This is a genomic window from Pseudomonas sp. 05T35 (assembly GCF_056396605.1).
In genome coordinates this window covers 1-22,995 of record NZ_JBFTLU010000035.1, presented here as the reverse complement: position 1 = coordinate 22,995, position 22,995 = coordinate 1, and the positions used below count along the sequence as shown (strand labels likewise).

General features: G+C 58.7%; 21 protein-coding genes, 1 tRNA gene and 3 pseudogenes. 17 read left to right on the top strand and 8 right to left on the bottom strand.

Annotated features, from left to right (window positions below; all coding sequences use genetic code 11):
• Window positions 1–241 (bottom strand): TIGR00366 family protein (locus AC1DH9_RS04765; protein ID WP_477807864.1); only part of this gene is annotated, 241 nt, incomplete at its 3' end.
• Between the two features lie 201 nt (window positions 242–442).
• On the opposite strand from AC1DH9_RS04765, the gene AC1DH9_RS04760 reads away from it, so the two are divergent.
• The 4 genes and pseudogenes from AC1DH9_RS04760 (at window position 443) to AC1DH9_RS04745 (ending at window position 3,990) form a co-directional block, all read left to right on the top strand.
• The gene (locus AC1DH9_RS04760; RefSeq protein ID WP_427545558.1) at window positions 443–1,759 is read left to right on the top strand and encodes an MFS transporter; all 1,317 of its coding nucleotides are present in this window, start codon (window positions 443–445) and stop codon (window positions 1,757–1,759) included.
• 105 nt (window positions 1,760–1,864) lie between these two features.
• A pseudogene (locus AC1DH9_RS04755) lies at window positions 1,865–2,749 on the top strand (PAS domain-containing protein); the annotation flags it as partial.
• A 108-nt stretch (window positions 2,750–2,857) separates the two neighbouring features.
• Entirely contained in the window at window positions 2,858–3,289 is a 432-nt protein-coding gene (locus AC1DH9_RS04750) for a methyl-accepting chemotaxis protein (RefSeq protein WP_237142992.1), read from the top strand.
• A 119-nt stretch (window positions 3,290–3,408) separates the two neighbouring features.
• On the top strand, window positions 3,409–3,990 hold the full coding sequence (locus AC1DH9_RS04745) for a flavin reductase family protein (protein WP_427545560.1): 582 nt from the start codon (window positions 3,409–3,411) through the stop codon (window positions 3,988–3,990).
• 6 nt (window positions 3,991–3,996) lie between these two features.
• On the opposite strand, the gene AC1DH9_RS04740 is transcribed toward AC1DH9_RS04745, so the two are convergent.
• On the bottom strand, window positions 3,997–4,365 hold the full coding sequence (locus AC1DH9_RS04740) for a cupin domain-containing protein (protein ID WP_427545562.1): 369 nt from the start codon (window positions 4,363–4,365) through the stop codon (window positions 3,997–3,999).
• 76 nt (window positions 4,366–4,441) lie between these two features.
• Entirely contained in the window at window positions 4,442–5,251 is an 810-nt protein-coding gene (locus AC1DH9_RS04735; RefSeq protein ID WP_427545564.1) for an AraC family transcriptional regulator, read from the bottom strand.
• 173 nt (window positions 5,252–5,424) lie between these two features.
• Between AC1DH9_RS04735 and AC1DH9_RS04730 the strand changes: the two genes are divergently transcribed.
• Together AC1DH9_RS04730 and AC1DH9_RS04725 are read left to right on the top strand one after the other, a co-directional pair.
• Window positions 5,425–5,778, top strand: a complete 354-nt coding sequence (locus tag AC1DH9_RS04730) for a gamma-glutamylcyclotransferase family protein (protein ID WP_427545566.1) — start codon at window positions 5,425–5,427, stop codon at window positions 5,776–5,778.
• Window positions 5,779–5,874: 96 nt separating this feature from the next.
• Window positions 5,875–6,705 (top strand): alpha/beta hydrolase, encoded by an 831-nt coding sequence (locus AC1DH9_RS04725; protein ID WP_427545568.1) that lies wholly within the window; start codon window positions 5,875–5,877, stop codon window positions 6,703–6,705.
• Between the two features lie 49 nt (window positions 6,706–6,754).
• Here the strand turns inward: AC1DH9_RS04725 and ggt are convergent, their stop codons facing one another.
• Window positions 6,755–8,599, bottom strand: coding sequence for a gamma-glutamyltransferase (ggt, locus tag AC1DH9_RS04720; protein WP_427545570.1), 1,845 nt, complete (start codon window positions 8,597–8,599; stop codon window positions 6,755–6,757).
• A 189-nt stretch (window positions 8,600–8,788) separates the two neighbouring features.
• Between ggt and AC1DH9_RS04715 the strand changes: the two genes are divergently transcribed.
• Window positions 8,789–9,892 carry a DUF2817 domain-containing protein gene (locus tag AC1DH9_RS04715; protein WP_427545572.1) on the top strand — a complete coding sequence of 368 codons (1,104 nt, stop codon included), beginning with the start codon at window positions 8,789–8,791 and terminating at the stop codon, window positions 9,890–9,892.
• Window positions 9,893–10,015: 123 nt separating this feature from the next.
• Here the strand turns inward: AC1DH9_RS04715 and AC1DH9_RS04710 are convergent.
• Window positions 10,016–10,092: transfer RNA gene (locus AC1DH9_RS04710), tRNA-Met, on the bottom strand.
• A 116-nt stretch (window positions 10,093–10,208) separates the two neighbouring features.
• The gene (locus tag AC1DH9_RS04705) at window positions 10,209–12,266 is read right to left on the bottom strand and encodes a methyl-accepting chemotaxis protein (protein WP_427545574.1); all 2,058 of its coding nucleotides are present in this window, start codon (window positions 12,264–12,266) and stop codon (window positions 10,209–10,211) included.
• Window positions 12,267–12,598: 332 nt separating this feature from the next.
• Between AC1DH9_RS04705 and AC1DH9_RS04700 the strand changes: the two genes are divergently transcribed.
• The gene (locus AC1DH9_RS04700) at window positions 12,599–13,816 is read left to right on the top strand and encodes an MFS transporter (protein WP_427545576.1); all 1,218 of its coding nucleotides are present in this window, start codon (window positions 12,599–12,601) and stop codon (window positions 13,814–13,816) included.
• A 381-nt stretch (window positions 13,817–14,197) separates the two neighbouring features.
• Window positions 14,198–15,013 carry a 3-methyl-2-oxobutanoate hydroxymethyltransferase gene (gene panB, locus AC1DH9_RS04695; protein ID WP_427545578.1) on the top strand — a complete coding sequence of 272 codons (816 nt, stop codon included), beginning with the start codon at window positions 14,198–14,200 and terminating at the stop codon, window positions 15,011–15,013.
• Window positions 15,014–15,019: 6 nt separating this feature from the next.
• Here the strand turns inward: panB and AC1DH9_RS04690 are convergent, their stop codons facing one another.
• A complete protein-coding gene (locus AC1DH9_RS04690; protein WP_427545580.1) occupies window positions 15,020–16,414 on the bottom strand; it encodes an aminotransferase-like domain-containing protein in 1,395 nt (464 codons plus the stop codon).
• Window positions 16,415–16,714: 300 nt separating this feature from the next.
• On the opposite strand from AC1DH9_RS04690, the gene AC1DH9_RS04685 reads away from it, so the two are divergent.
• From AC1DH9_RS04685 to AC1DH9_RS04660, 6 genes and pseudogenes are all read left to right on the top strand, one after another.
• A complete protein-coding gene (locus AC1DH9_RS04685) occupies window positions 16,715–16,924 on the top strand; it encodes a helix-turn-helix transcriptional regulator (protein ID WP_427545582.1) in 210 nt (69 codons plus the stop codon).
• A gap of 345 nt (window positions 16,925–17,269) precedes the next feature.
• Window positions 17,270–17,401 carry a hypothetical protein gene (locus tag AC1DH9_RS04680; RefSeq protein WP_427545584.1) on the top strand — a complete coding sequence of 44 codons (132 nt, stop codon included), beginning with the start codon at window positions 17,270–17,272 and terminating at the stop codon, window positions 17,399–17,401.
• A gap of 137 nt (window positions 17,402–17,538) precedes the next feature.
• Window positions 17,539–17,826 carry a putative quinol monooxygenase gene (locus AC1DH9_RS04675; protein WP_018929562.1) on the top strand — a complete coding sequence of 96 codons (288 nt, stop codon included), beginning with the start codon at window positions 17,539–17,541 and terminating at the stop codon, window positions 17,824–17,826.
• Between the two features lie 218 nt (window positions 17,827–18,044).
• A complete protein-coding gene (locus tag AC1DH9_RS04670) occupies window positions 18,045–18,932 on the top strand; it encodes a helix-turn-helix domain-containing protein (protein ID WP_427545587.1) in 888 nt (295 codons plus the stop codon).
• 489 nt (window positions 18,933–19,421) lie between these two features.
• A pseudogene (locus tag AC1DH9_RS04665) lies at window positions 19,422–19,737 on the top strand (LysE family translocator); the annotation flags it as partial.
• A gap of 151 nt (window positions 19,738–19,888) precedes the next feature.
• Complete coding sequence (locus AC1DH9_RS04660) at window positions 19,889–20,512, top strand: glutathione S-transferase family protein (protein WP_427545589.1); 624 nt, start codon at window positions 19,889–19,891, stop codon at window positions 20,510–20,512.
• Between the two features lie 15 nt (window positions 20,513–20,527).
• Here the strand turns inward: AC1DH9_RS04660 and AC1DH9_RS04655 are convergent, their stop codons facing one another.
• Window positions 20,528–21,535 (bottom strand): aldo/keto reductase, encoded by a 1,008-nt coding sequence (locus tag AC1DH9_RS04655; RefSeq protein ID WP_477807863.1) that lies wholly within the window; start codon window positions 21,533–21,535, stop codon window positions 20,528–20,530.
• A gap of 92 nt (window positions 21,536–21,627) precedes the next feature.
• Here AC1DH9_RS04655 and AC1DH9_RS04650 point away from each other — a divergent pair, with 92 nt between their 5' ends.
• Together AC1DH9_RS04650 and AC1DH9_RS04645 are read left to right on the top strand one after the other, a co-directional pair.
• Window positions 21,628–22,530, top strand: coding sequence for a LysR family transcriptional regulator (locus AC1DH9_RS04650; RefSeq protein WP_477807862.1), 903 nt, complete (start codon window positions 21,628–21,630; stop codon window positions 22,528–22,530).
• A 280-nt stretch (window positions 22,531–22,810) separates the two neighbouring features.
• Window positions 22,811–22,995 (top strand): annotated as a pseudogene (locus tag AC1DH9_RS04645) (DUF3592 domain-containing protein); the annotation flags it as partial.

Sequence of the window (22,995 nt, the reverse complement as noted above, 5' to 3'; positions counted from 1 at the left end):
CCACATAGCCGCCGATCACCACGAAGGCCATTTGCATAGTGAACGGGATCAGGCTCCAGAAGCCGTCACCGAAGGCCATCGCGGCATCGGTGGGCTTGGCGCCCATGATCATGGTGGCCACGGCAACGATAATGACCGCGAGCGCGGCAAACACCCAGGAGTCGGGAAACCAGCGTTCGGCAAAGTTCGAGCAGTGCAGGGCAAAGCGGGCGGAGCGGCTATCTTCGATTGCAGCGGCCACGGGAGTACCTCGATTTTTATGTTTATTGTGGTGCGAGCCGGGCCGCGCAGGCCCTTGCGCTCAGACATAAACAGTAAATCAATCAAGATGTTTTTGCGGTGCTGTTTTGCAGACTTGGGACTATGGTCTAACGGGTTGTTCGAACGTGTTTTTGCGTAGACCATGGGCGCCGTGTTTTTTTGCCCATTTCAGAGCATTTTTATGACTGCCATCCTTGATGCACGGCCGGCACCGTTTTCCCGGTCTGACTACAAGACCCTGGGCCTGGCGGCGCTCGGCGGGGCACTGGAAATCTACGACTTCATCATCTTCGTATTTTTCGCCCTGACCCTCAGCCAACTGTTCTTTCCTCCGGAAATGCCCGAGTGGCTGCGTTTGCTGCAAAGTTTCGGGATTTTTGTCACCGGTTACCTGGCGCGGCCGCTGGGCGGGATTCTGATGGCGCACTTCGCAGACCGGCTGGGGCGCAAGCGGGTCTTCAGCCTGAGCATCCTGATGATGGCGCTGCCGTGCCTGCTGATCGGGATCATGCCGACCTACGCCCAGATCGGCTATTTCGCACCGTTGCTGTTGTTGCTCCTGCGAGTGCTACAAGGCGCGGCGGTGGGTGGTGAAGTGCCAAGCGCCTGGGTGTTCGTGGCCGAGCACGCACCGGCCGGGCACCGGGGTTATGCCTTGGGCTTCCTGCAGGCCGGGCTGACCTTTGGTTACTTGATCGGTGCATTGACGGCAACCTTGCTGGCGCGGGTCTACACCCCGACGGAGATCCTCGATTACGCCTGGCGTTACCCGTTTCTGTTAGGTGGCGTGTTCGGGGTGATTGGCGTCTGGTTGCGTCGCTGGTTGAATGAAACCCCGGTGTTCATGGCCATGCAGGCCAGTCGCGAACGGCATGTCGAACTGCCGCTGCGCACAGTGTTGCGTGAGCATCGGCTGGCAATGCTGCCGGCGGTACTTCTCACCTGCGTGCTGACCTCGGCGGTGGTGACCTTCGTCGTCATCACCCCGACCATGATGCAAAAGACTTTCGGCATGAGTGCCAGTCATACCTTCGCCCTGAGCAGTCTGGGCATCGTGTTTCTCAACGTCGGCTGCGTGATCGCCGGGTTGATCGTCGACCGCATCGGCGCCTGGCGCACAGTGATGCTCTACAGCTTGCTGCTGCCGTTGGGGATTGGCGTGCTCTACGCCAGCCTGATTGGCGGTGCACACTGGATTGGCCTGGCCTATGCCATTGCCGGTCTGGGTTGCGGGGTGGTCGGTGCGGTGCCGTCGGTGATGGTCAACCTGTTCCCGGCGCGGATTCGTGTCTCGGGGATTTCGTTCACCTACAACATTGCCTACGCCATTTGGGCCAGTATCACGCCGTTGTTGCTGATTGGCCTGATGCCGTGGAGCCCATGGATCTGCGTGATGTTCTGCGCGGTGATGGGGGCGGCCGGGATTGGCGCAGCGCTGTACTTCGGTTCACGCCTGCCACGGGTCGATCATGCGGCTGGCGTGGCCTGCAGTCCCTGAGGCACTTTAATCGTAAGGCTGGTCTTACCCACGCGTGCGAGCCCAGGCTCGAGCGCGACGATCATGTCGACCTCGAACGAGGCATTACGGGCGCATAGTGGCTAGATGCCAACTATTTTTGTAGGACAACCCGGCAAAGCTCTTCAGAAAAGCCGGGTAAGGCCGATGGTAAATCTGAAGGACGCTCTCAACCCTGCCCATCGGTGCATCGCCATGTTCAATAAACGCTTGAAGCAGGAGCTGTCGGCTCTTCGTGAGGAACTCTCCAGCCTTCAACAAGTGAAGGAAAGCCTGGAAAGCGAGATGCTCGTGCTCACCCTGGACCCTGATGGGCGGGTGCAATCGATTAACCAGAATTTCGCCCAGGAAATGCTCTACAAGGGCAATGACCTGATTGGCCGACACATCGAAGAGATCGTTCCGGCCCACGTCAAGACCGATGAATTTCACCTGCGCTTCAAGAATGCCCTGACCCGTGGCGAGCACTTCGCGGGCGCTGTGCGCTTGCTCAGAGGCAGTGGCGAGGAAGCATGGTTGCGTTCTATTGCCCAGCCAATTCGTAGCTCGGCCGGCCGGATCAAACACTTTTCGATTTACTCCAGTGACCTGACCCGCACCATCGAAGCGTCTCGTGAACACGAGAACCTGATCGGTGCATTGGTTCGTTCTACAGCCGTCATCGAGTTTGACCTCAACGGTAATGTGTTGGCGGCCAACGAGCGGTTCTTGAACGGTATGGGTTACAGCCTGGCACAGATCATAGGCAAACATCACCGCATGTTCTGTGAGCCCGAGGAGTACAACAGCTCCGCGTATCAGGATTTCTGGCGACGTTTGAATGCCGGCGAGTTCGTGGCCGACCGCTTCAAACGTGTCGACAGCCATGGCCGAGTGGTCTGGCTCGAGGCGTCCTACAACCCGGTGCACGACGCCAACGAAAAGCTCTACAAAGTGGTCAAGTTCGCCACCGTGATCACCGATCAGGTCAATCAGGAACAAGCGGTTGCCGAAGCGGCGAACATCGCTTACAGCACCTCATTGCAGACCGACAACTGTGCACAGCGCGGTACCGCCGTGGTGACTCAGGCGGTGGACGTGATGCGTGAGCTGGCCAAGCACATGCAGCAGGCTGGTGAAGGCATCGAGGCGCTGAACGAACAGTCACTGGTGATCGGCACCATCGTCAAAACCATCAGCGGCATTGCCGAACAGACCAACCTGCTGGCGCTCAACGCCGCCATCGAAGCGGCCCGTGCCGGTGAGCAGGGGCGAGGTTTTGCGGTGGTGGCAGACGAGGTCCGGCAACTGGCTTCGCGCACCAGCAAAGCCACCGACGAAATTGTCGGTGTAGTGCGTCAGAACCAGGACATGGCACGCGATGCCGTGGTGCTGATGACGGATGGCAAGCTCCAGGCCGAACAAGGTTTGGCGCTGGCCGCCGAGGCGGGCACGGTGATCGTCGAGATCCAGGATGGTGCGCAAAAGGTGGTCAACGCGGTCGGGCAGTTCGCCAATCAGCTGTCGACCTAAGCCCGGCTCGAGCGAGCCTGCTCTCGTGTCGAGAGGTGCAGGCCGCTATTCAGTTTCGCTCCGCACTACGTCCGGGCAGATACCGCTACACTTCGCTCTTTTCTCCGGAGCAGTCACTCATGAGCGTTTCCCATCGCCGGCCGGTTCCCTTGTCCAGGGCCTATCGTCTGCTCAACCATGGGCCGACCGTACTGGTCAGCGCGGAGCATGACGGCAAGCGCAACATCATGGCGGCGGCCTGGGCCATGCCGCTGGACTTCGAACCGCCAAAAATCGCCGTGGTGCTCGACAAGTCGACCTGGACTCGCCAGTTGCTCGAAGCTTCAGGCAGTTTTGTGCTGAACGTACCCTGCGCGGCTCAGGCCGACATCGTACAAACCGTCGGCTCGACGTCCGGCCTTGAGCGAGACAAGTTCCAGGCCTACGGATTACAAACATTCACCGGTGAACAGCTCGATGCACCGATGCTCGATGGCTGCGTCGCCTGGCTGGAATGCCGGCTGCTGCCCGAGCCGCACAACCACCAGCAATACGACCTGTTCCTGGCCGAAGTGATTGCCGCCCAGGCGGACGAGCGTGTATTCAGCGATGGCCGCTGGCATTTCGAAGGGCACGATGCATTGCGCACGCTGCACCACGTCGCCGGTGGGCATTTCCTGAAAATCGGCGATCCGGTGGCGGGTAAAAAACTGGACGATTGAGCCTCGTCAGATCCACTGATCATTTAGCGCCGTACGCTCCCCACCTTCGCTCCCGGTATTGAGCACACCCTTGGGTTCGATCAGCAGCAGTTTGACTTCCTGTTCGGCAAACGGCTTGTGCTCGATGCCCTTGGGCACCACATACATTTCACCTTGGGACACCAGCACCTGGCCATCGCGAAAATCGATGCGCAGTTGGCCTTCAAGGACGATAAACGTTTCGTCGGTGTCCTGATGATCGTGCCAGATGAAGTCTCCCTGCAGCTTCACCACCTTGAACTGATAGTCGTTCATTTCGGCGATGACCCGCGGCGACCAGTGCTCGTTGATCTGCGCAAGCTTGTTGGCAAAATTCAGGCTTTGATACGTCTGCATGATACGGCTCCCGTTGGTGATTGTGAGCCCACGGTAGCCTGCGCAGCAGCGCACTTCTTGCACGATTGTGCGTGGCTCAGCGGCGGTGCATTTTCATCCAGCGGGCGGGTGACAGGCCGTAGGTTTTGCCAAACTGCCGGGTCATGTGGCTTTGATCGCTGAAGCCTGCGATCAGCGCAGCGTTGGTCAGCGATTCACCTTGAATGAGCAAAGAGCGCACCAGGTCCAGGCGGCGCATGGTCAGGTAACGATAGGGGCTGGTGCCGAACAGCAGGCGAAAATCCCGCGACAGACTCCAACGATCACGCCCGCTGTGTTCGGCCAGTTGATCCAGGGTCACCGTTTGGTCGAGGGCGCTGTGCATGAACTCGCGAGCGCGTTCTGCCGCGAGGTAATCGAAGCTCTGACGATGGGTGGGCACTCCCGATACCGCGCTCATGGCCTGCGCCAGATCAAACAGCGCATCCTGCTGCTCCAACGGGTCGAGGGGGCGATCGATACTCTGCAACAGGACCTCAGTCGCAGCGAACAAGCGTGGATCAGTGGAAATGCCGGTCTTGATAAAGGGCAACGGCTGGCCGCCGAGCATCTGCTGGATCAGCGCGGGCTCGACGTAGAGCATCCGGTATTTGAAGCCGTCCTCGGTGCCGGCTTCGCCATCGTGGACTTCGTCGGGATGCAATACCATGGTCCCGCCCGGCAGGCTATGCCGCCAGCCGCCGCGATACTGAAAGCGCTGCACGCCGGCCAGGGTTCGGCCGATGGCGTAGGTGTCGTGACGATGAAGGTCGTAACCATGACCGGAGAAAAATGCCTCGATACGCTCCAGCCCGCCCGAGTAGGGGGCCCGCTGGAACCAGTCGGTGAGGATTTTCTGCTTACCCATGGGGAGTCTTTGTATCCGGGTGTTCGGTGACGAGCACGGTAGCTCAGGTGCGGGTTGGCTGTCAGCCAGATAACCGGTTGATTGATTCATTTGCGTTTTACTCAGGAACTGAGTCTTTAACCCGCTCCGCTTGTCGTGTTAAGAAACACTACTTTTAGAGACGAGGTTCGCTGATGACCGATTCCGGTAATACGCAGGTCTACCTGTTTTCCTACGGAACCCTGCAGGACAAAGCCGTGCAACTCGCCAACTTCGGTCGCGAACTGTCCGGCAGCGCAGACCAGATGCTGGGTTACGAGCAGTCCTGGGTCGAAATTACCGACCCTGAAGTGTTGGCCACCAGCGGCAAGACTCACCATCCGATCCTGCGTCCCGGCGGCGCTGACAGTGTGCCGATCCCCGGTATGGTGTTCCGGATCACGCCAGCGGAGTTGGCGGCTGCTGACAGCTATGAAGTCTCGGATTACAAACGAGTCAGCGTGGTGCTGGCGTCCGGGATCGAGGCGTGGGTCTATGTGAGTGCCTGAGTTGGCAAGGGAGGCTTGAATGTTCCGTTGTATGGCCACAACCGTGCTAACGCAGAAGAGGGCCAGGCCTGTGACCGTATGTATTGGAATGAGCAGATGAAGCGCACGCCAGGCGTCTTGACGATTGCTTTGTTGCTCGGTGCTTTGCTGAGTGGCTGCCAGTCCCCCAGGCAGTCTCTTGAAGCGCTGGCGGCAGAGCAGGGTCAGCAGGTGGAAGTCATTGCCACTCACGCTTATCCGTTGCTGCTGAGCACGCCGCTGAAACGTCCCGATACCAGCCGGATTCGTCTTTACCTGGAAGGTGACGGCCACGCCTGGGCGACGGCTTCCCAGCCGAGTCTCGACCCCAGCCCACGGCAACTGCTGATCGCCGGAATGGCGTTCAGTGATCCGACACCGAGTCTTTACCTCGCGCGTCCTTGTCAGTTCGTCAGTGCGCCAGGGTGCGTGCCGGCACTGTGGACCGAGCGGCGCTTTTCTCCCGAGGTGCTGGACAGTCTCGATCAGGCGTTGAACCAGATCAAAAACCGCTACGGCAACCATGACTTTGAGCTGATCGGTTATTCCGGCGGTGCCGCGTTGGCCTTGTTGCTAGCGGCTCGCCGCGACGATATTGCTCAGGTGCAAACCCTGGCCGGTAATCTCAGCCCCAGGTTGTGGGCCGAGCGACTTAACCTCAGCCCGCTCAAGGGCTCGCTGGAACCCCTGGATAACCGAGCGCGCCTGGCTCATGTTCGGCAACGGCATCTGGTCGGGGCTGACGACTCCATCGTACCGCCGGCCCTGGTCGACAGTTATCGTCGGGCGCTAGGGCAGGCTGACTGCCTGGAAGTGGTGGTCTTGCCAGACGTGTCCCATGCCGAGGGGCTGGACAAGGTATGGGGCGATTGGCGGGATCGACCGATCCAGTGTACTGGCGCCAGATAATAAAAAAGGGCTTGCCTCGCGGTAAGCCCTTGGTTATTTCCAGAGTCGATCAATCCCCCAGTGCTTCACCTTCACGCCGTGGATCGGCGCCGCCGGCCCAGGACGCTTTGCCCTGAGCGTCGCGTACGCGAACGATGGCCTGAGTGCCGCTGGTCATGTCGATTTGATTGACCGTATGCCCTTTGTCCTTGAGGGCCTGGATCAGCGCCGGGCTGAACTGGCCTTGTTCCAGTTCGGTCGAGCCATTGCGGCTGCCGAAGTTGGGCAGGCTGATGGCGGCTTGCGGGTCGAGGTTCCAGTCGAGCAGGCCGACCACTGACTTGGCGACGTACTCGATGATTTGCGAGCCGCCGGGCGAACCGAGTGTCGCGACCAGTTCTCTGCTTTGACGATCAAAGATCAGCGTCGGCGCCATGGATGAGCGCGGGCGCTTGCCAGGCTCGACACGGTTGGCCACGGGGTGGCCGTTTTCTTCAGGGATGAACGAGAAGTCGGTCATCTGATTGTTGAGCATAAAACCCTGCACCATCAGGTGCGAGCCGAAGGCCGCTTCAACGGTGGTGGTCATCGACACGGCACCGCCCTGATCATCGACGGCCACCACTTGCGAGGTGGAAATCCGCAGGGGGGAGCGGTCTGGGGCGTAGGCCACCTGAATGCCCGGTGGCGTGCCGGGTTTGGCGCTGCCCATGCTGCGATCGCTGATCAACGTTGCGCGGCTGGCCAGGTAGGCAGGGGAGACCAGACCGGCGACCGGGACCGGCACGAAGTCCGAGTCGGCGACGTACTGCGCGCGGTCTGCGTACGCCAGGCGCTCGGCCTCGGCGATCAGGTGCACGGCTTCAGGCGCCGGTTCGAGGCCCGCTGGTTTATCGGTCTTGAGCGGTTTCAGTCGGGCCAGAGTGAGGCGACTGTCGTCGCTTTCGAGTGCCTGCAAGGTGCCGAGAATCTGCGCCACGGCAATCCCGCCCGACGATGGTGGCGGCATGCCGCACACTTGCCAGCGCTTGTAGTCGGTGCACAGCGGGGCGCGTTCCTTGGCGCTATAGCCGTTGAGGTCGTTCAACGACAGGCTGCCGGGGTTGGCATTGCCTTGAACCTTGGCGACGATCTCCTGAGCAATAGGACCTTGATACAGCGCATTCGGGCCTTCTACCGCAACACGTTTGAGGACCTTGGCCAGTGCCGGGTTTTTCAGCAGCGTGCCAACGGCTTTCGGGCTGCCATCGGCATTCAGGAAGTACGCAGCCATGTCAGGGGAGCGTGGCAGGAACGGGTCGGAGGCGATCATCGTGTGCAGGCGCGGCGAGATCGCAAAGCCCTTTTCCGCCAGGGCAATCGCCGGCTCGAACAGCTTCGCCCATGGCAAACGACCGTGCTGCTTATGCGCTAGCTCCAATGCACGCAACACCCCCGGTGTTCCGACCGAACGACCACCAATCTGCGCCTCGGGGAAGGGCATGGGTTTACCGTCGGCTTGCAGGAAGAGCTTTTCAGTCGCGCCAGCGGGTGCGGTTTCGCGGCCGTCGTAGGTGCGTACTGCCTTGCCGTCCCAGAGCACGATCAACGCGCCGCCACCGATCCCGGAGGATTGCGGTTCAACCAGTGTCAGCACCGCTTGCATGGCGATGGCGGCGTCGATCGCCGAACCACCCTGACGCAGCATCTCCCGTCCCGCAGCGGCTGCCAGTGGGTTGGCCGCTGCGGCCATGTGTTTGGCAGCGTATTGGGTGTGCAGGTCGGTGCGAAACCCCGAGGCGATTTCCGGGGCCACCGGCAATGCACTGACGGACGACGAAGCGGGCGGGGCGCTGCAGGCCGCGAGGGTCAGCGCGGTGGCTAGCAGCGACAGGGCAGTCAGGCGGCAGCGACTCAAATGGAAGGTTGGGAACACGTGGGCACTCCGTCCGTGGGATAAAGAATCAACCGACTGTATCTGCGCCTCGAGTCAGCTGCAACGCTGGTCTTGTGTGTATTGATCGATGGATGGGCACCTTTGCCCTTCTTCGGCACAGGGATTTTCTGTAGGGTCGGGGGCGCGAGATGTTCGCTAATAACAAGTCCATAACAACAAGAGGCCGACATGCAGACCGAGTTCCCAACGCAGCCAAGTTACCGTTCGCAGCGCGAACAATTCGTGGCGGCAGCGACCGCAGCCGGCGCCCGGTTGACCGAATACCCGCATCCACTCAAAGGGCCGTTTGGCGAGTCCTTGAGCACTGACGTGGCGGTGCTCGGTGACCCCGGGGCAAAGCGTCTGCTGGTGATGTTGAGTGGCACCCACGGGGTCGAGGGCTTCTACGGTTCGGAGTGCCAGATCAACTGGCTGAATGAGTTCGGCAATCGCCCACTGCCCACCGATGTCGCGGTGGTGATGATCCACTTGATCAATCCCTGGGGCACGGCGTGGTTGCGTCGCGTCAACGAAGACAACATCGACCTGAACCGCAATCACCTGAACTTTGATCGGCCGTTGCCAGACAACCAGGCCTATGCAGCGCTGCACCCGATTTATGCCTTCAGCCTGTTACACGGCCCGGAGCGCGAGCGCGCCGATGCCTTGCTCACCGCGCAGTTAAGCGAGCATGGCTGGCCGGCAGTGATGTCGATTGTCGAGGGCGGTCAGCACAGTCATCCCGACGGTCTGTTTTACGGTGGGCTGGCGCCGAGCTGGTCGAACCGGACCTTGCATCAGATCATTGCGGCGCATCTCTCGCAGGCCGAGGTCGCGATGTGTTTCGACCTGCACTCCGGTGCGGGAGAGTACGGTCATCCGATGCTGCTGACCGTTACGCAAGCGGCTTACCCGGCACTGGAACAGGCGCAGGCTATTTACGGGCCGTGGCTCTACACCATTCAAACCGGCGCGCAGACCCACAGCGAAACCGGGATTGCGGCATCAGCCACTGGCTACACTTCTCAGGCGCTGCTCGATGCGCTGCCGCAGGTACGCCTGATGCCGTTTGTCATCGAGTGCGGCACTTACCCGGGAGAGGCGGTGCATGCTCATCTGCGTGACGATCACTGGTTGCACCTGCACGGCAATCCGGGGGATGCCGTGGGACGGGCGATAAAACTGAATCTTGTTGAGCAGTTCTATCCCGCCGACAGTGACTGGCAGGAAATGGTCTGGGTTCGCACCCGACAGATATGGGAAAAGGCGTTGTCGGCATTGCCCACGCTATAGTCGAGGGCTTCGGCGCTTGATGAATCCTGCGGCTCACAGAGCGATGTGAGCCGTCGGTGGGCCGGGGACTTTTCTTCAGGCATAAAAAAACGGCCTACCTTTCGGTAAGCCGTTTTTAGTACTTGGTGGCTACACAGGGACTTGAACCCCGGACCCCAGCATTATGAATGCTATGCTCTAACCAACTGAGCTATGTAGCCAAGTGGCGCGCATTATTGGCTCGTAACGATGAAGTGTCAAGCGTAAATCTAAAATATTTCTCTACGCTTTCAACCGCTTATCAACCCGCTCCATAAAAACGGATGAGTTTTCAGCTTCAACCCAGCTGAAACCGCCCGGTATTCTCGCTCAAAGCCTTGCTGCCCGAACTCAAGGTGTCCGCTGCGAGGTTCACCGCCCGTGCGCCTTCAAGCAGGCGCACGGCGGCCTGATCGACTTGCTGGATGTTGCCACTGACCTCATCGGCCGTGCTGGCTTGCTCTTCTACGGCCGTCGCGATCTGCGCCAGGGTATCGGTGACGCTTTGCACTGCGCTGGCGATTTCCCCCAGCCGTTCGCCAAGACCGGTTACCGCTTGTGCGTCGGTTTGGGCCTGGCCACAGGCGGCTTCCATCAGGCTCACGGCTTCGTTGACAGTACTGCGCAGGCTGTCGACGGTGCCGGCGATCTGTGCGGTGGAGGATTGGGTGCGCTGCGACAGGCTGCGTACTTCATCGGCGACCACCGCAAAGCCCCGGCCTTGTTCGCCTGCGCGGGCGGCTTCGATGGCGGCATTGAGCGCCAGCAGGTTGGTCTGCTCGGCCACGCCGCGAATGGTGTCCACCACCAGTTGAATCTGCTGCCCTTGTTCGCTGACCCGGCCAAGGGCGGCGGCAGTGTCGTTCAGGCGTTGATTGAGCTGCTGAATGCTCGCTGTGGTGCGTTGGCTGTCGCGGCTGCTCTCGGCAGCAATGCGCTGGGTCTGCTGAGCGCTGCCTGAGGCGTGTTCGCAACTCTGGGCGACCCCTTGCGAGGTTGCGGCCAGTTGCGTGGCCGCAGCAGCGATCTGGCTGATCTGCAACTGTTGGGCTTCGACTTCGCCCAGTGCCTCGCTGGCGTGAGTATTGAGGGCTCGCACCGCGTTGCCCAGTTGCAGGGTTTCGTGATCGACCCCCAGCAGGCTGGTGCGCAGTTGCACCACAGCAACGTTGAGCGCGGCGCTGATCGCTGCCAGCTCGTCGCGACCGTGCACAGGCACTTGCAGGCTCAGGTTGCCGTCACGCAGGGCTTCGGCGAGCAGCGTAATGCCGCTGGCGCTACGGCGGATCGAAGCTTGCAGGCAGATGAACAAATACAGCGCGGCCAGCAGCAGGCAACCGAGGACGCTCGCCACCAGAATGAACTGGCGAATGGCCGAGCCGTGGTAGTAGTCCAGACGCTGATCCAGTGACACCAGCGATTGCTGGCGCAGCGAGGCGAGGTCAGAGAGGAGGGCGTCGAGGTTGCGTTCGAAGTCTTCCGGTTTGAGCGTGATGCTGGCGCCGAACATGCCGTCATCCAGGCCTTTCAGTCCGGCGTCCAGATGTTTGAGGCTGTCGTGGTATTGCCCGGCCCAGGCCTGCAATGCACTGGGCAGCCGTGCTTCGAGCAGGCTGCCAGTCTTGATCAGTTGCTCGCGAGCGTCGCCAATGCGGCCACGCAGGTCGCGCAGTTGCAGACGGCTTTGCAGTGAGAACTGTCCGGACACTACCGATGCCTGGCCGATGCTGGCGAGGCGTCCGACCCGTTCGATCAGGTCGGGCGCGTGCTGGGTCGAGATCTGCGTCAGCAGGTAGGTTTCCAGCCAGGGAGCCAGGGTCAGGCGGTTATCCATGGCGATCTGTTCGCGCAATGCTTGCAGCGCACTGAGGGCCGCAGTGAAACGTTCATAGCCATCCGGCCACCAACCGACGCTGCTCAGGCTTTTCGAGTCCAGACTATTGAGCGCGGTTTGCAGGGTTTGATAGCGACTGAGGGTATCAGCCTCGGCCCCCTCGGTTGTCAGCGCATGGCCCAGATCGTTTACGGCCTGATTCAGAGCAGGCTGCACTGCATCGAACGCAGCCATCGCAGCGACGGTGGCCGGTGTTGGCTGGCGATTGGTTTCGGTGGCGCGCCAGCGGGCGGCGCGGTCGCGTTGGGCGGCGAGCAGGTTGTCCAGCGCGTCGAGGGCAATCAGCTGGCGTACACCGGCACGCTCGCCGGCGATCAGGCTGAGCTTGTCGCGGTAATCCTGGCCAATCATCCACAGGCTGCCCGCCAGCGGCAGGATAAACAGCAGAAACAACAACTGAAACTTGCGGGCGAAACCGAAACGCCCAAGCAGTCCAATCCCCGGTGCCAGAAAAGCCTGCATGCCCGACTACTCCTCTGGGCACCACGCACCAATGGCGTGCGGTCGCGGCGTTATGGCCGCACCCTGTGCCCTCATAAAAGGCCTCGAAAGTTCACCTCGGTGGGTCATGTGGGACCGGCGCTGTGGTGAAACTTCCCATTCTCGATCCCCTTTGTAAGGGGCCGCGTTGAAGGGGATAAGCAAGGCAAGATTCAGACCATGGCACTGCGCTATTACCTAACGGTCGACAATCCAGAGGTCGTTAGCAGGCTAAGGGGATGGCGTTGCTGCACCGAAAGATGGCACATTGGCGCACCTGCAAGTGCTCTCCTTTACGCGGTATGGAAACTCTCATGGCTACCAGTAACGCTCAAACTGTCGCATCGCCGGCACTCGCGACTTCGCAAAGCAGCCCGTTGGTCATGCGAATCATCGGCGCGGTGGCGCTGGCGCATTTGATCAACGACCTGATTCAGTCGGTGCTGCCGTCGATCTACCCGATGCTCAAGGCCAATTACGGGCTGACCTTCACCCAGGTTGGCCTGATTACCCTGACCTTTCAGCTCACAGCGTCGTTGTTGCAGCCATGGGTCGGTTACTACACCGATCGCCATCCCAAGCCATATCTGCTGCCGGCAGGAGCGATCTGCACCTTGGTCGGCATTTTGATGATGTCTCAGGTCGGCAGTTTTCCGTTGATTCTGTTGGCCGCGGGATTGATCGGAGTCGGCTCCTCGACCTTTCACCCGGAAGCTTCTCGCGTGGCACGGTTGGCCTCGGGCGGGCGTTTTGGGTTGGCGCAATCGACCTTCCAGGTCGGTGGCAACGCCGGCTCGGCATTTGGACCGCTGCTGGCGGCGGCGATCATCATTCCGTTCGGTCAGGGCAATGTCGCCTGGTTCGGATTGTTCGCAGTGTTTGCGCTGGTGGTGCTGTATGGCATCAGCCGCTGGTACGCCAACCACTTGAGCCTGTTCAAGCTCAAGCAAGGCCAGGCGGCGACTCACGGGCTGTCGAAGGGCAGGGTGGTGAGCGCGTTGGTCGTGTTGGGGCTGCTGGTGTTTTCCAAGTATTTCTACATGGCCAGCTTCACCAGTTATTTCACGTTCTACCTGATCGAGAAGTTCGACCTGTCGGTGGCCAGTTCGCAACTGCACCTGTTCCTGTTTCTCGGAGCGGTCGCGGCGGGGACGTTTTTTGGTGGGCCGATTGGCGACAAAGTCGGCCGTAAAGCGGTGATCTGGTTCTCGATCCTCGGTGTTGCACCGTTCACCTTGATCCTGCCTCACGTCGACCTGTTCTGGACCAGCATCTTGAGCGTAGTGATTGGCTTCATCCTGGCCTCGGCATTCTCGGCCATCGTGGTTTACGCGCAAGAACTGGTGCCGGGTAATGTCGGCATGATCGCCGGGGTGTTCTTCGGCCTGATGTTCGGTTTCGGCGGGATTGGTGCGGCGCTGCTGGGGCATCTGGCGGATATTCACGGCATTGAATACGTGTACAGGCTGTGTTCGTTCTTGCCGCTGTTCGGAGTGCTGGCGATCTTTTTGCCAAGGACCCGAAAAGCCTGAGCAGAACCCTCGTGAGGCCAAGGCGCTGACGATTCCGTCGGCGCTTTTTTTTGCGTTCAGATTCGCCACGTCACCGGGAAAAGCGACGGGATCGTGGATAAATAGGGGGCGTTATCAAGGGGCTCTAAACAGGTATTCATGAAAACTCGCGACTGAAACAACATCCGAACCCAGTCCCTTAAATAGGTCGTGCCATTTGAAAAATGCGACCAGGTCTATAGCCGGCAATGTCCATCTAGTTGCCAGGAGGGGCAATCAGGCAATGCACCTGGGTTGCTTTTTAGCGCAAATCTGTACATTGAGTTTCCTTGCATTTACCCAATAATCGGGCACCTCCTACGCCCATCCCGCGGGGGGTTCAATCACCACAGGAAGACACTTGTGAGCATCCATACCCGTACTAAACGATTGACGGTTCCACAACTGGTCGCGATGAAGGGCCAACAGAAAATCGTATCCCTGACGGCGTATTCCAGTTCTATTGCCAAGCTGATCGACCCTATCGTCGATTTCATTCTGGTCGGTGACTCCACTGCAATGGTCGGCTATGGCCGGGCCTCGACACTGAGCATGCAGCTTGAAGAAATCATCGGCCACACCCGGGCCGTGGTTGACAGTACACGTCTGTCCTGTGTCATCGCCGACATGCCTTTCGGCAGCTATCAGGAATCCAACGAACAGGCCTTTCGCAATTGTGCCCAGGTCCTGGCGCGCACCGGTTGCGATGCTGTCAAGCTGGAAGCCAACAAGGCCCTGTCGGGTACCGTTGAATTCCTGGTGGCACGTGGTATTCCGGTCATGGCTCACGTCGGGCTGATGCCGCAGTTCGTCAATGTCATGGGTGGTTTCAAGGCTCAGGGTCTGTCCGCCGAAACCGCTGCGGTGATTGCCGAGGATGCCCGGGCCAACCTCGAGGCCGGAGCTTTCGGCCTGCTGCTCGAAGGTGTGGCCGAAGGTCTGGCCCGGCAAATCACCCTGGATTCGAAAATGCCCACCATCGGCATCGGAGCTTCACCGGCTTGCGACGGCCAGGTGCTGGTGACTGAAGACGTGCTGGGCTTGGGCGGTGAGCAGGTGCCGCGCTTCGTCAAACAGTACGCCGATGTCGGCGCGATGATTCGCGACGCTTGCGAGCGTTTTGCCGAAGAGGTGCGTCATGGCCGCTTCCCTGAAGCGCGGCATTGCTATGGGCTCTAGGTATGTCTAGTGCTCTTCGCCGATAGCCTGGGCCAGTTTCTTCAGGGCCAGRGGAATATCCTTGCTCCAGTCGAGGGTGTAGCTCAGGCGCAAATGATGCCGCCAGGCCCCCTGCTGGCTGAAGATTTCCCCGGGGGCGATGACGATGCGCTGAGCCAGCAAGCGCTCGAACACCCGCCGCATGTCCGCTGAGTGTCTGGCCTCGAGCCAGAAGGTCGCGCCGCCTTGGGGGGCGACCACCCGCAACTGGCCATCGGCGTGTTCCTCCAGCAGGGCCTTCATGCGTTTCATACGGTCCAGCAACATGGCTCGCAGCACCATCAGATGCTGATCGATGCGCTTGGAACTGAAGAGTTTGGCGATCGCTTTCTGACGGATCGGCGACAGGCGAAATGCCCGTTCCAGGAATAGCCGATGCAACTGCGGCCCGTGCCGACGACACAGGACATAACCGTAGGGCGCTTCCGAGCCGATGATCTTGTCGAAGGTCGAGAACACCAGCAGTTTTTCCGGATCGGCAAAATCGCGATAGCGGGCGGGGTTGGGGGAAAAGCAGAACTCACCGTAGCTGTCGTTTTCGAACAGCCAGACATCCCGCTCCGCCAGCCAGCGACAGATCTGCTGTTTATCCTGTGCTGGCATCAGGTTGCCTTGGGGAATGTTCACGGTCGACGACAGCACCGCCAGCCGGACGGGCTCACGCCTGAGCAGCTCACTGAGCGCGGGCAGGTTGAAACGTCCATCCTCGCCGAGGGGCACTTCGATCACGCGGATCTTCGCCGCCTGCAACTGGCGCAGGATTGCCCACGAGCAAGGTGATTCCACCAGCGCCACAGTGCCACTCAGATTCAGCGCACTGAGGGACAACTCCAGCACACTGCGCAGGTCCGAGCCGATATACACATGCTCGGCCTGCCAGAAGCGGTGAGTGGAACTGGTGTAGCGATCGGCCAGAGCGCCGCGCAGCTCGGGCTCGCCGAACGGCTGATAGAGCGGTGCATGGGAGCGTGGGTACTGCCGGGCCAGTTCGCGCTCCATCATCAGTAGCGGGTTTTCCAGCGACAACAGCATCGCTGGCGCATCGCTGCTAAGGGCCAGCATCCCTGGCTGGCGTGCGTTTGAGAACACCTTGTCGAGCAAGTTGGGCGAGTCTTCACTCAATAATGGTGCCGGCATCGCCTTGGTGAAGTAACCGAACTTGGGTTTGGCATAGATCCGCCCCTCGTCTTCGAGAAGCGAATAGGCGTACTTGGTCGTCGACACTGACACGTTCAGGCGCTGGGCCAGTTGCCGCAAGGATGGCAATTTCTGCTCAGGTTTCGAATGGGCGGTCTCGATCAACTCGACGAGATAGCGGTACACCGCCTGATAGACGAAGGAAGTGCCTTTATTTGTATCCATGTTCACTTACTGTCATCCCTGTGCGCCCACCTCATGACAACGCTGCCGACCTGGCGTGGTGTGCCTGAGGCGTGTTGTGCTGAAGGGATGTTTGCGCTGGAATCAGAAATATAGTCACCCCCGTATACACTTTAATGTTGGCTACTCTTTTTTCAGGTCTTGATGCGCGGTTTGTCCCGGTTCCTGTAGATAAGTCATCCAGAGAGTGAATCACGGATTTTCTCGTGCTGAAAATAAAAAGTGAGAATTCGTGAACTGAGAATACACACTGCATGCACACCGATAAGTGGCGAGGTAGTCATGCAGATCATCCGCCGGAAAGCCGTTTGCAAAAAGCTGGGAGGCATCAACCCTTCAACGCTCTGGCGTCTTGAGCGTAACGCCCATTCCTTCCCAGCTTCCGTGCAATTAAGCGGTGGGGTAGTGTGCTGGTTTGAGCATGATCTCGATCTTTGGCTCGAATCTAAAGCTACCTGGACCTCAACCAGGGAGGGCATTAAAAATCGCTGACTACTTCAGGCCTTCCCAAGGTCAACGGATTCCTGCACCAAGGGTCATTCTGGCGTCGGCGCCAACACCCCAACTCCCAAATCATTAAAATTCCATTGCTTCGGTGGAAGTATTCCGCTCGCCCGTGTTAGCCAAGATAGGCCGTTTTTGAACCACGCCTGACTCTCCGTTCCCGCAGGCGGCGCATGCCATCGGCCGTCGCGCAAGAAAAACGCAAGAGTGACTGGAATCGTGCATTTTTAATCATTTTTAATCATTTTCATTTTTTAACTATATATATAGTCATTGCTTCCATAGCGAATTCTTTGCGCCATATCGAATCTACACCAAAAAGGAATTTACATAATGACCTCTAACGAAAGAGTGTTTTGGGCTAGCGCTGCGCGTCATGTGAAAGGAAAAGATTTTATTGATGCAGTCCAGGTCAAACAATGGATCAAGAACTTAGTGGTTTCGCTGGTCGGCCTGGCCATGTGAGATACGGGAACGGAACAGCAAATGAAAACCTGAACATTCTTTCCGTATTCTGCGCATTTTGTTTGCGCCGCCTCGTCAATTTACGGTTCCTGCAATCGACGATGTTTTTTGTAGTCAAATCCAACTGGAGAAGTAATATGTCCGTCAATCTCGTCATCAGCTTTAATGTAAAAGAAGAAAAGCTGCAATCGTTCAAGGACATCATGAACGACGTGAAGATCAATCTGCCGAAGGTGGACGGTTGCCAAACGGTCAAGATCCTCAACCACTTGGAGGATCCACTCGCGTTCACGCTAGTGGAAGCCTGGGATTCGCGTGAAATGCACGGCACCCACGTCGACCAGATGATCTCGAGCGGTCAGTGGAGCGTCATCGTCGAGCATCTGAGCAGTGCGCCGGTCAGCGGCTACTTCAGCGAAGTTTGATGCCGTAACGTCAGCGGCAGGGCGCGTGCGGCGAGTCCGGCCGCGCCTCCGGCGCCATCTCGGGCATACACGCGCTATTTGCTGTTATGTATTTTCTGCTATTTTCCTGGATATCCTCTTCGGTCCCGAACGTCCTACACGCTTGGGCAGCAGCATGTCGCGCTGCTGGATACCGTCCTGTCCAAATGGGGCGGCCAATTTGTTGAGAAGCCATAGCCATGACACTCGAAGTAGTACCGGCGGCGCTTTATTCGATGCGCAACGTAAAGCCTATCCTCGCTGACGGTAGCTCGTCCATTCTCCATAAAACGCTTGAAACGAACCTGGAAGACAAGGCGATCTATATCGCCACGCCGTTGATCGTCTACATCAAGCAGGGCAAGCAGATTATTCGCGACTATGACGCCATGGCCAATGTCGTCGACGAGAATCATTTGATTTTCCTCTCCAAAGGCGTTTACACGGTATCGGACTACGTCACTGGCAGCGATATCTTCGAGGCGGTGCTGCTGTTTTTCGACGACAAGCTGATCGCCAAATACCTGTCGCGCGCGGCCGGCACAGGCAATTCGCATACGGACGGCCTGCAGAAAAACGTGCACGGCACTTATACCCTGCACGCCAATGAACAGATTCAGCGCTATATCGATTCGCTGAATTATGTCTACAAGGGCGCGGAGGGCTCCGATGCGCTGCTGGAATTGAAACTGCTCGAACTACTGCACCTGATCGCCATCCAGGACAAGTCCTTCCGTTTCCTGCGCGAGCTGTCCTGCGGCGGCAGCCGCAAACGCCGCCTCATCACCGATTTCATGGAGCAGTACTATTCGCACAAGCTGAAGATTGAAGATTATGCCCTGCTGACGGGGCGCAGCGTGTCGACCTTTATCCGCGACTTCAGGCGCAGCTACAACACCACTCCGAACCGCTGGATCATCGAAAAAAAAGTCGACATCGCGCATCAGCTGTTGACGGCTAAAAATTACTCCGTCACCGACGCGGCTGCGGAGGTGGGATATGAAAATACCTCCCACTTCATCAAGGTCTACAAGCAACGGTACGGTGTCACGCCGAAGAAAGCCAAGACCTTCGCGGCAGAACTGTAGCGCGACAAGGCCCAAGCCCCCCCGCTGCCGCGACAGGGTGTTGTTGGGCGTGGTTGTAGGCGCCGACTAAATTTTGACCCGGGTGGCCGATTCTGTTGAAAAAGTCGATCTGCCCAAACTGCCCGATCATTGACTGGTGAAAACGCCTTTTTTGCACGCTGCTACGTAAAATCCGAGTCCGGAAGCCTCTGCCAAAAGTAAATATTTCAATCCCGGACGCGTACTTTTTGATGCGCAGACCATGACCGACTTTTTCAACAGAATCGGTCGATTCCGGCCTGTCACAACAGGCGGCTCCCGACCGAAAGCCCTCATCCATAATGCACGCGGCTGACTGCGTCAGAGTGTTTGGATGCGCTATTGGGGCAAGCCATTGCTCATGTTGAAGTCAAACGTATTCCCAGGGAGCGGATACCCAGTGCTGCGACCGCTGTATGACGTTTTGTCAGTCAATCTGTATCTAACGTTCCCCCCTTTGACCGCCCTACTATCGCAGCCATGGTCTTGGCGGTTCCCTATGCGTATGACGCGCTGCGACTCGGCTGCGCGCGCTATCTGCTCTACCTTGCCTGGCAAGCGGTCAAGTCCAACACGCCGACCACGGCAGCATGCTGGCGCAATCCATCGTGCTTGGTTTTACGCAGATCGTCATTAGCGTGAGCGTCAACGCGCTGATTGCCGTCATGGCTGGCTCCATCGCGACATTTCTCGCCAGCAGGCCCGTGTGGCAGATCGTGCAGCGCTGGCTGATGGGGACGGTCCTCGCGGGCTGGCCGTGCGCATGGCCGTCGAAGGGCGGCGCTGAACCGGGCTGTTTGCGGTTGGCGCGGCGCGGTAAACCTGAGTCGCCCGGATTTGAGAGCGGCCCCTGTGCATCGCGCCAGACGCACTAGAAAAAGATCCGAGCGGGTTATCGAAAGCCCCTGACCAACCACCCTGAACGATAAGGACATGAAATGTTGCGCATATTGGGTAAGGCATCGTCGATCAATGTACGAAAGGTACTTTGGGCATGCGCCGAAATCGAAATCCCCTTTGAGCGGGAGGACTGGGGTTCTGGCTTCAAGTCGACGCGCACGCCCAAATTCATTTCGCTGAACCCCAACGCAATGGTGCCGGTGATCCTGGACGACGACTTCGTGCTCTGGGAGTCAAACTCGATCATTCGGTATTTGGCGTCCCGCTATAACGGAGGTCATTTTTACCCGGTCCAACCGAGAGCAAGAGCGCGGGTGGACCAATGGATAGACTGGCAAGCGTCGGACCTCAACAAATCGTGGACGTATGCCTTCATGTCGTTGGTCAGGCATTCGCCTGACCATCAGGACAGCAGAGCCTTGGCAGCCGCTTGCAGCCTGTGGTCAAGGCACATGGAGATCCTGAATCGACAACTCGAATCAACAGGAGCCTACGTTTGTGAAGACGGGTTTTCTCTCGCAGACATACCGATAGGCCTGTCGGTTAACCGGTGGTTTGAAACACCGCTCGATCATCCAGACTTTCCTGCCGTAAGTGCCTATTACGAACGGTTGAGTCGTCGACCTGGCTACCTCCTGCATGGAAGAAACGGGACTCCGTAATCATTCAGCATGGTGTCAGGCGGCGCCAGGGACATTTGTTCCCATGCCCGACGGCAGAAACGGCCGAATTTCGTCGATTTCCGCCGTGTCAAGGCGCAACTCCGAGGCTGCAATCAGCCCGTCTACTTGTGAGGGACGGCGGGCACCGACAATAGCGCCCGTGACTACCGGTTTGCGAAGTACCCAGGCGATGGCAACCGCCGCAGCGCTCACCCCGTGCCTTTCTCCGATGCGTGCCATAACTTCAACCAATGCCAGGTTCGCACTCAAACGGGGCTCCTGGAAGTCAGCACTTCGGGCCTTACGCCAATCGTCTTCGGGCAGTTGCAAGATGCGTTCGCGTGTCATGCTGCCGGAAAGTAGCCCCGATTGAAGTGTGGAATAGGCAAGGACACCCATCCCGGCCCGCTCACAGAATGGCAGGACATCCTTCTCGATGTCTCGCATCAAGGCGGAGTACGGCGGCTGGAGCGAAACGATCTCTGTCACCGCCTGTGCCCGCTTGAGTTGAGCGACATCGAAATTCGATACACCGATAGCGCGAATTTTTCCTTGATCGCGCGCGGCAGCCAAAGCCGAAAGCGCCATTTCAATACCTTCACTGCTTGCGTCGGCAGGAAAAGCAGGCCAGTGGATCTGATAAAGATCGATAGTCTCGACTTGAAGCCGGCGCAAGCTTGCGTCGATCTCGGCGAGCAAGGATTGGGGGGCCAGTGAGTGCGAAATCGCCTTCGTGACCGGGTCCCAGACCAAGCTGCCTTTGGTGAACACCAAAGGACGCCGCGAGACCGGCACCCGACGCAGCAATTGCCCCACTAATTGCTCCGCATGGCCCAAGCCATAAACCGCAGCGGTATCAATCCAGTTCACGCCGCGTTCGACGGCATACTCAAGTGCGCCCAGGCTGTCCTTGTCATCCTGCGCTCCCCAACTGTACTCCCAACCGGTGCCGGCGATTGCCCATGTCCCCAGACCAATAGGCGAAATCAGAAAATCCGATGAACCAAKACGATTCCGTTGCATAGCGACCTCTCCACAAATGATGTGAGAAGTATCCGAGAGAGATCTCACGACGATAAGATAAGTAATCGCATTTGAACTACTGAACGACATTCATGAGTCAGCCCCCCGATCTATCTGAACTCGATGCCTTTGCCGCCGTTGCTCGCCATCGCAGCTTTCGCRAGGCCGCCGACGAGCGTGGCGTTTCGGCTTCCGCGTTGAGTCACGCGATGCGAGCGTTGGAGGCGCGCCTGGGCATCCGACTGCTCAACCGAACCACTCGTAGCGTAACCCCGACCGAAGCCGGCCAGCAGCTATTGGCGACGCTGCTCCCGACCCTGCAGCAGGTTGCCGATACATTGGCGCAATTGACCTCGATGCAGGAAGTGCCCACTGGCAAACTTCGACTCAACGTGGCGCGTCCGGCGGCTCGCATCGTGTTTGCGCAAGTGCTCGCGCCCTTCGTAGCCAGGTATCCACGCATTCAGTTGGACCTGATCACCGATGATGGATTGACCGATATCGTGAACGACGGGTTTGACGCTGGAGTCCGCTTTGGTGAAAGCCTGGCCGGCGACATGATCGCAGTCCCTGTCGGCGCACCTCAATCGTTCGTGACCGTTGCTGCGGATAACTATCTGGACGCGAAGGGGGTCGCACGCGCACCCCGCGACTTGCTCGACCATGCGTGCATTGCCAGACGTTTTCCCAGTGGAAAACTTTACGCTTGGGAATATCAAGCAGACGGTCAACCGATACGGTTGTCAGTCACAGGCCCGCTCATTCTGGAAGACGATGCGCTGATGATCCAAGCGGCGAAAGATGGCGCTGGTATTGCCTATGTCTACGAGGAACTGGCGCGCGACGATATCCGGAACGGGCATCTCAGAGAAATACTCCAGGAATGGAAGGCACCGCCAAGCCGATTCTTTCTTTATTACTCCAGCCGGCACCATGTGCCCCCAGCCTTGAAAGCGCTCATCGAATTCATCAGAGCGGGTGACTTGCGAACCTGATTCAGAACCATCGCGACCGGTTGAATCCACAGCCGAAAGTGGTCCCGCCAAGCAACTGGCCGATCCCACTTGCTCGCAAGCTCGACCCTATAAAGGATGGCCGGCATTGATCCAGCTCTCGGTCTGCTCCTGGTTGGCCGAGACCGTCGATACTTTCCTTGCTTCGGTCAGAACGTCGCAATTCCGAACATGCGTTATCTGCTGTGTCGTACAAAGCACTTCCCGGTGGTTTCTTGTTATCCTGACCGCCTTCTTTCATGGACGAATACCGAGACAAGCCATGGCTAGCCTCACCCCGTCATGCCTCGGGAAGATGCTTCAGGGGCTGCTCTTTGCCCTGATTGGTATCGGCTTGTTGGGCATTGTCGTCAATCTCACGCTTGAACGACGCGAATTCCTCGCCCACGCACAGACCGCCGATGGCATCGTCAGCCACTTGAATGCCGGTGGTTCGCATCCCGAAAT

Bases quoted from the DNA above. Each gene is read 5' to 3' on its own strand.
- AC1DH9_RS04725 (WP_427545568.1), top strand. From the start codon at position 5,875: ATGAAGCGCACGCCAGGCGTCTTGACGATTGCTTTGTTGCTCGGTGCT.
- AC1DH9_RS04675 (WP_018929562.1), top strand. From the start codon at position 17,539: ATGTCCGTCAATCTCGTCATCAGCTTTAATGTAAAAGAAGAAAAGCTG.
- AC1DH9_RS04750 (WP_237142992.1), top strand. From the start codon at position 2,858: ATGCGTGAGCTGGCCAAGCACATGCAGCAGGCTGGTGAAGGCATCGAG.
- AC1DH9_RS04715 (WP_427545572.1), top strand. From the start codon at position 8,789: ATGCAGACCGAGTTCCCAACGCAGCCAAGTTACCGTTCGCAGCGCGAA.
- AC1DH9_RS04680 (WP_427545584.1), top strand. From the start codon at position 17,270: ATGACCTCTAACGAAAGAGTGTTTTGGGCTAGCGCTGCGCGTCATGTG.
- AC1DH9_RS04700 (WP_427545576.1), top strand. From the start codon at position 12,599: ATGGCTACCAGTAACGCTCAAACTGTCGCATCGCCGGCACTCGCGACT.
- AC1DH9_RS04730 (WP_427545566.1), top strand. From the start codon at position 5,425: ATGACCGATTCCGGTAATACGCAGGTCTACCTGTTTTCCTACGGAACC.
- AC1DH9_RS04670 (WP_427545587.1), top strand. From the start codon at position 18,045: ATGACACTCGAAGTAGTACCGGCGGCGCTTTATTCGATGCGCAACGTA.
- AC1DH9_RS04760 (WP_427545558.1), top strand. From the start codon at position 443: ATGACTGCCATCCTTGATGCACGGCCGGCACCGTTTTCCCGGTCTGAC.
- AC1DH9_RS04740 (WP_427545562.1), bottom strand. From the start codon at position 4,365: ATGCAGACGTATCAAAGCCTGAATTTTGCCAACAAGCTTGCGCAGATC.
- AC1DH9_RS04660 (WP_427545589.1), top strand. From the start codon at position 19,889: ATGTTGCGCATATTGGGTAAGGCATCGTCGATCAATGTACGAAAGGTA.
- AC1DH9_RS04685 (WP_427545582.1), top strand. From the start codon at position 16,715: ATGCAGATCATCCGCCGGAAAGCCGTTTGCAAAAAGCTGGGAGGCATC.
- AC1DH9_RS04735 (WP_427545564.1), bottom strand. From the start codon at position 5,251: ATGGGTAAGCAGAAAATCCTCACCGACTGGTTCCAGCGGGCCCCCTAC.
- AC1DH9_RS04745 (WP_427545560.1), top strand. From the start codon at position 3,409: ATGAGCGTTTCCCATCGCCGGCCGGTTCCCTTGTCCAGGGCCTATCGT.
- AC1DH9_RS04705 (WP_427545574.1), bottom strand. From the start codon at position 12,266: ATGCAGGCTTTTCTGGCACCGGGGATTGGACTGCTTGGGCGTTTCGGT.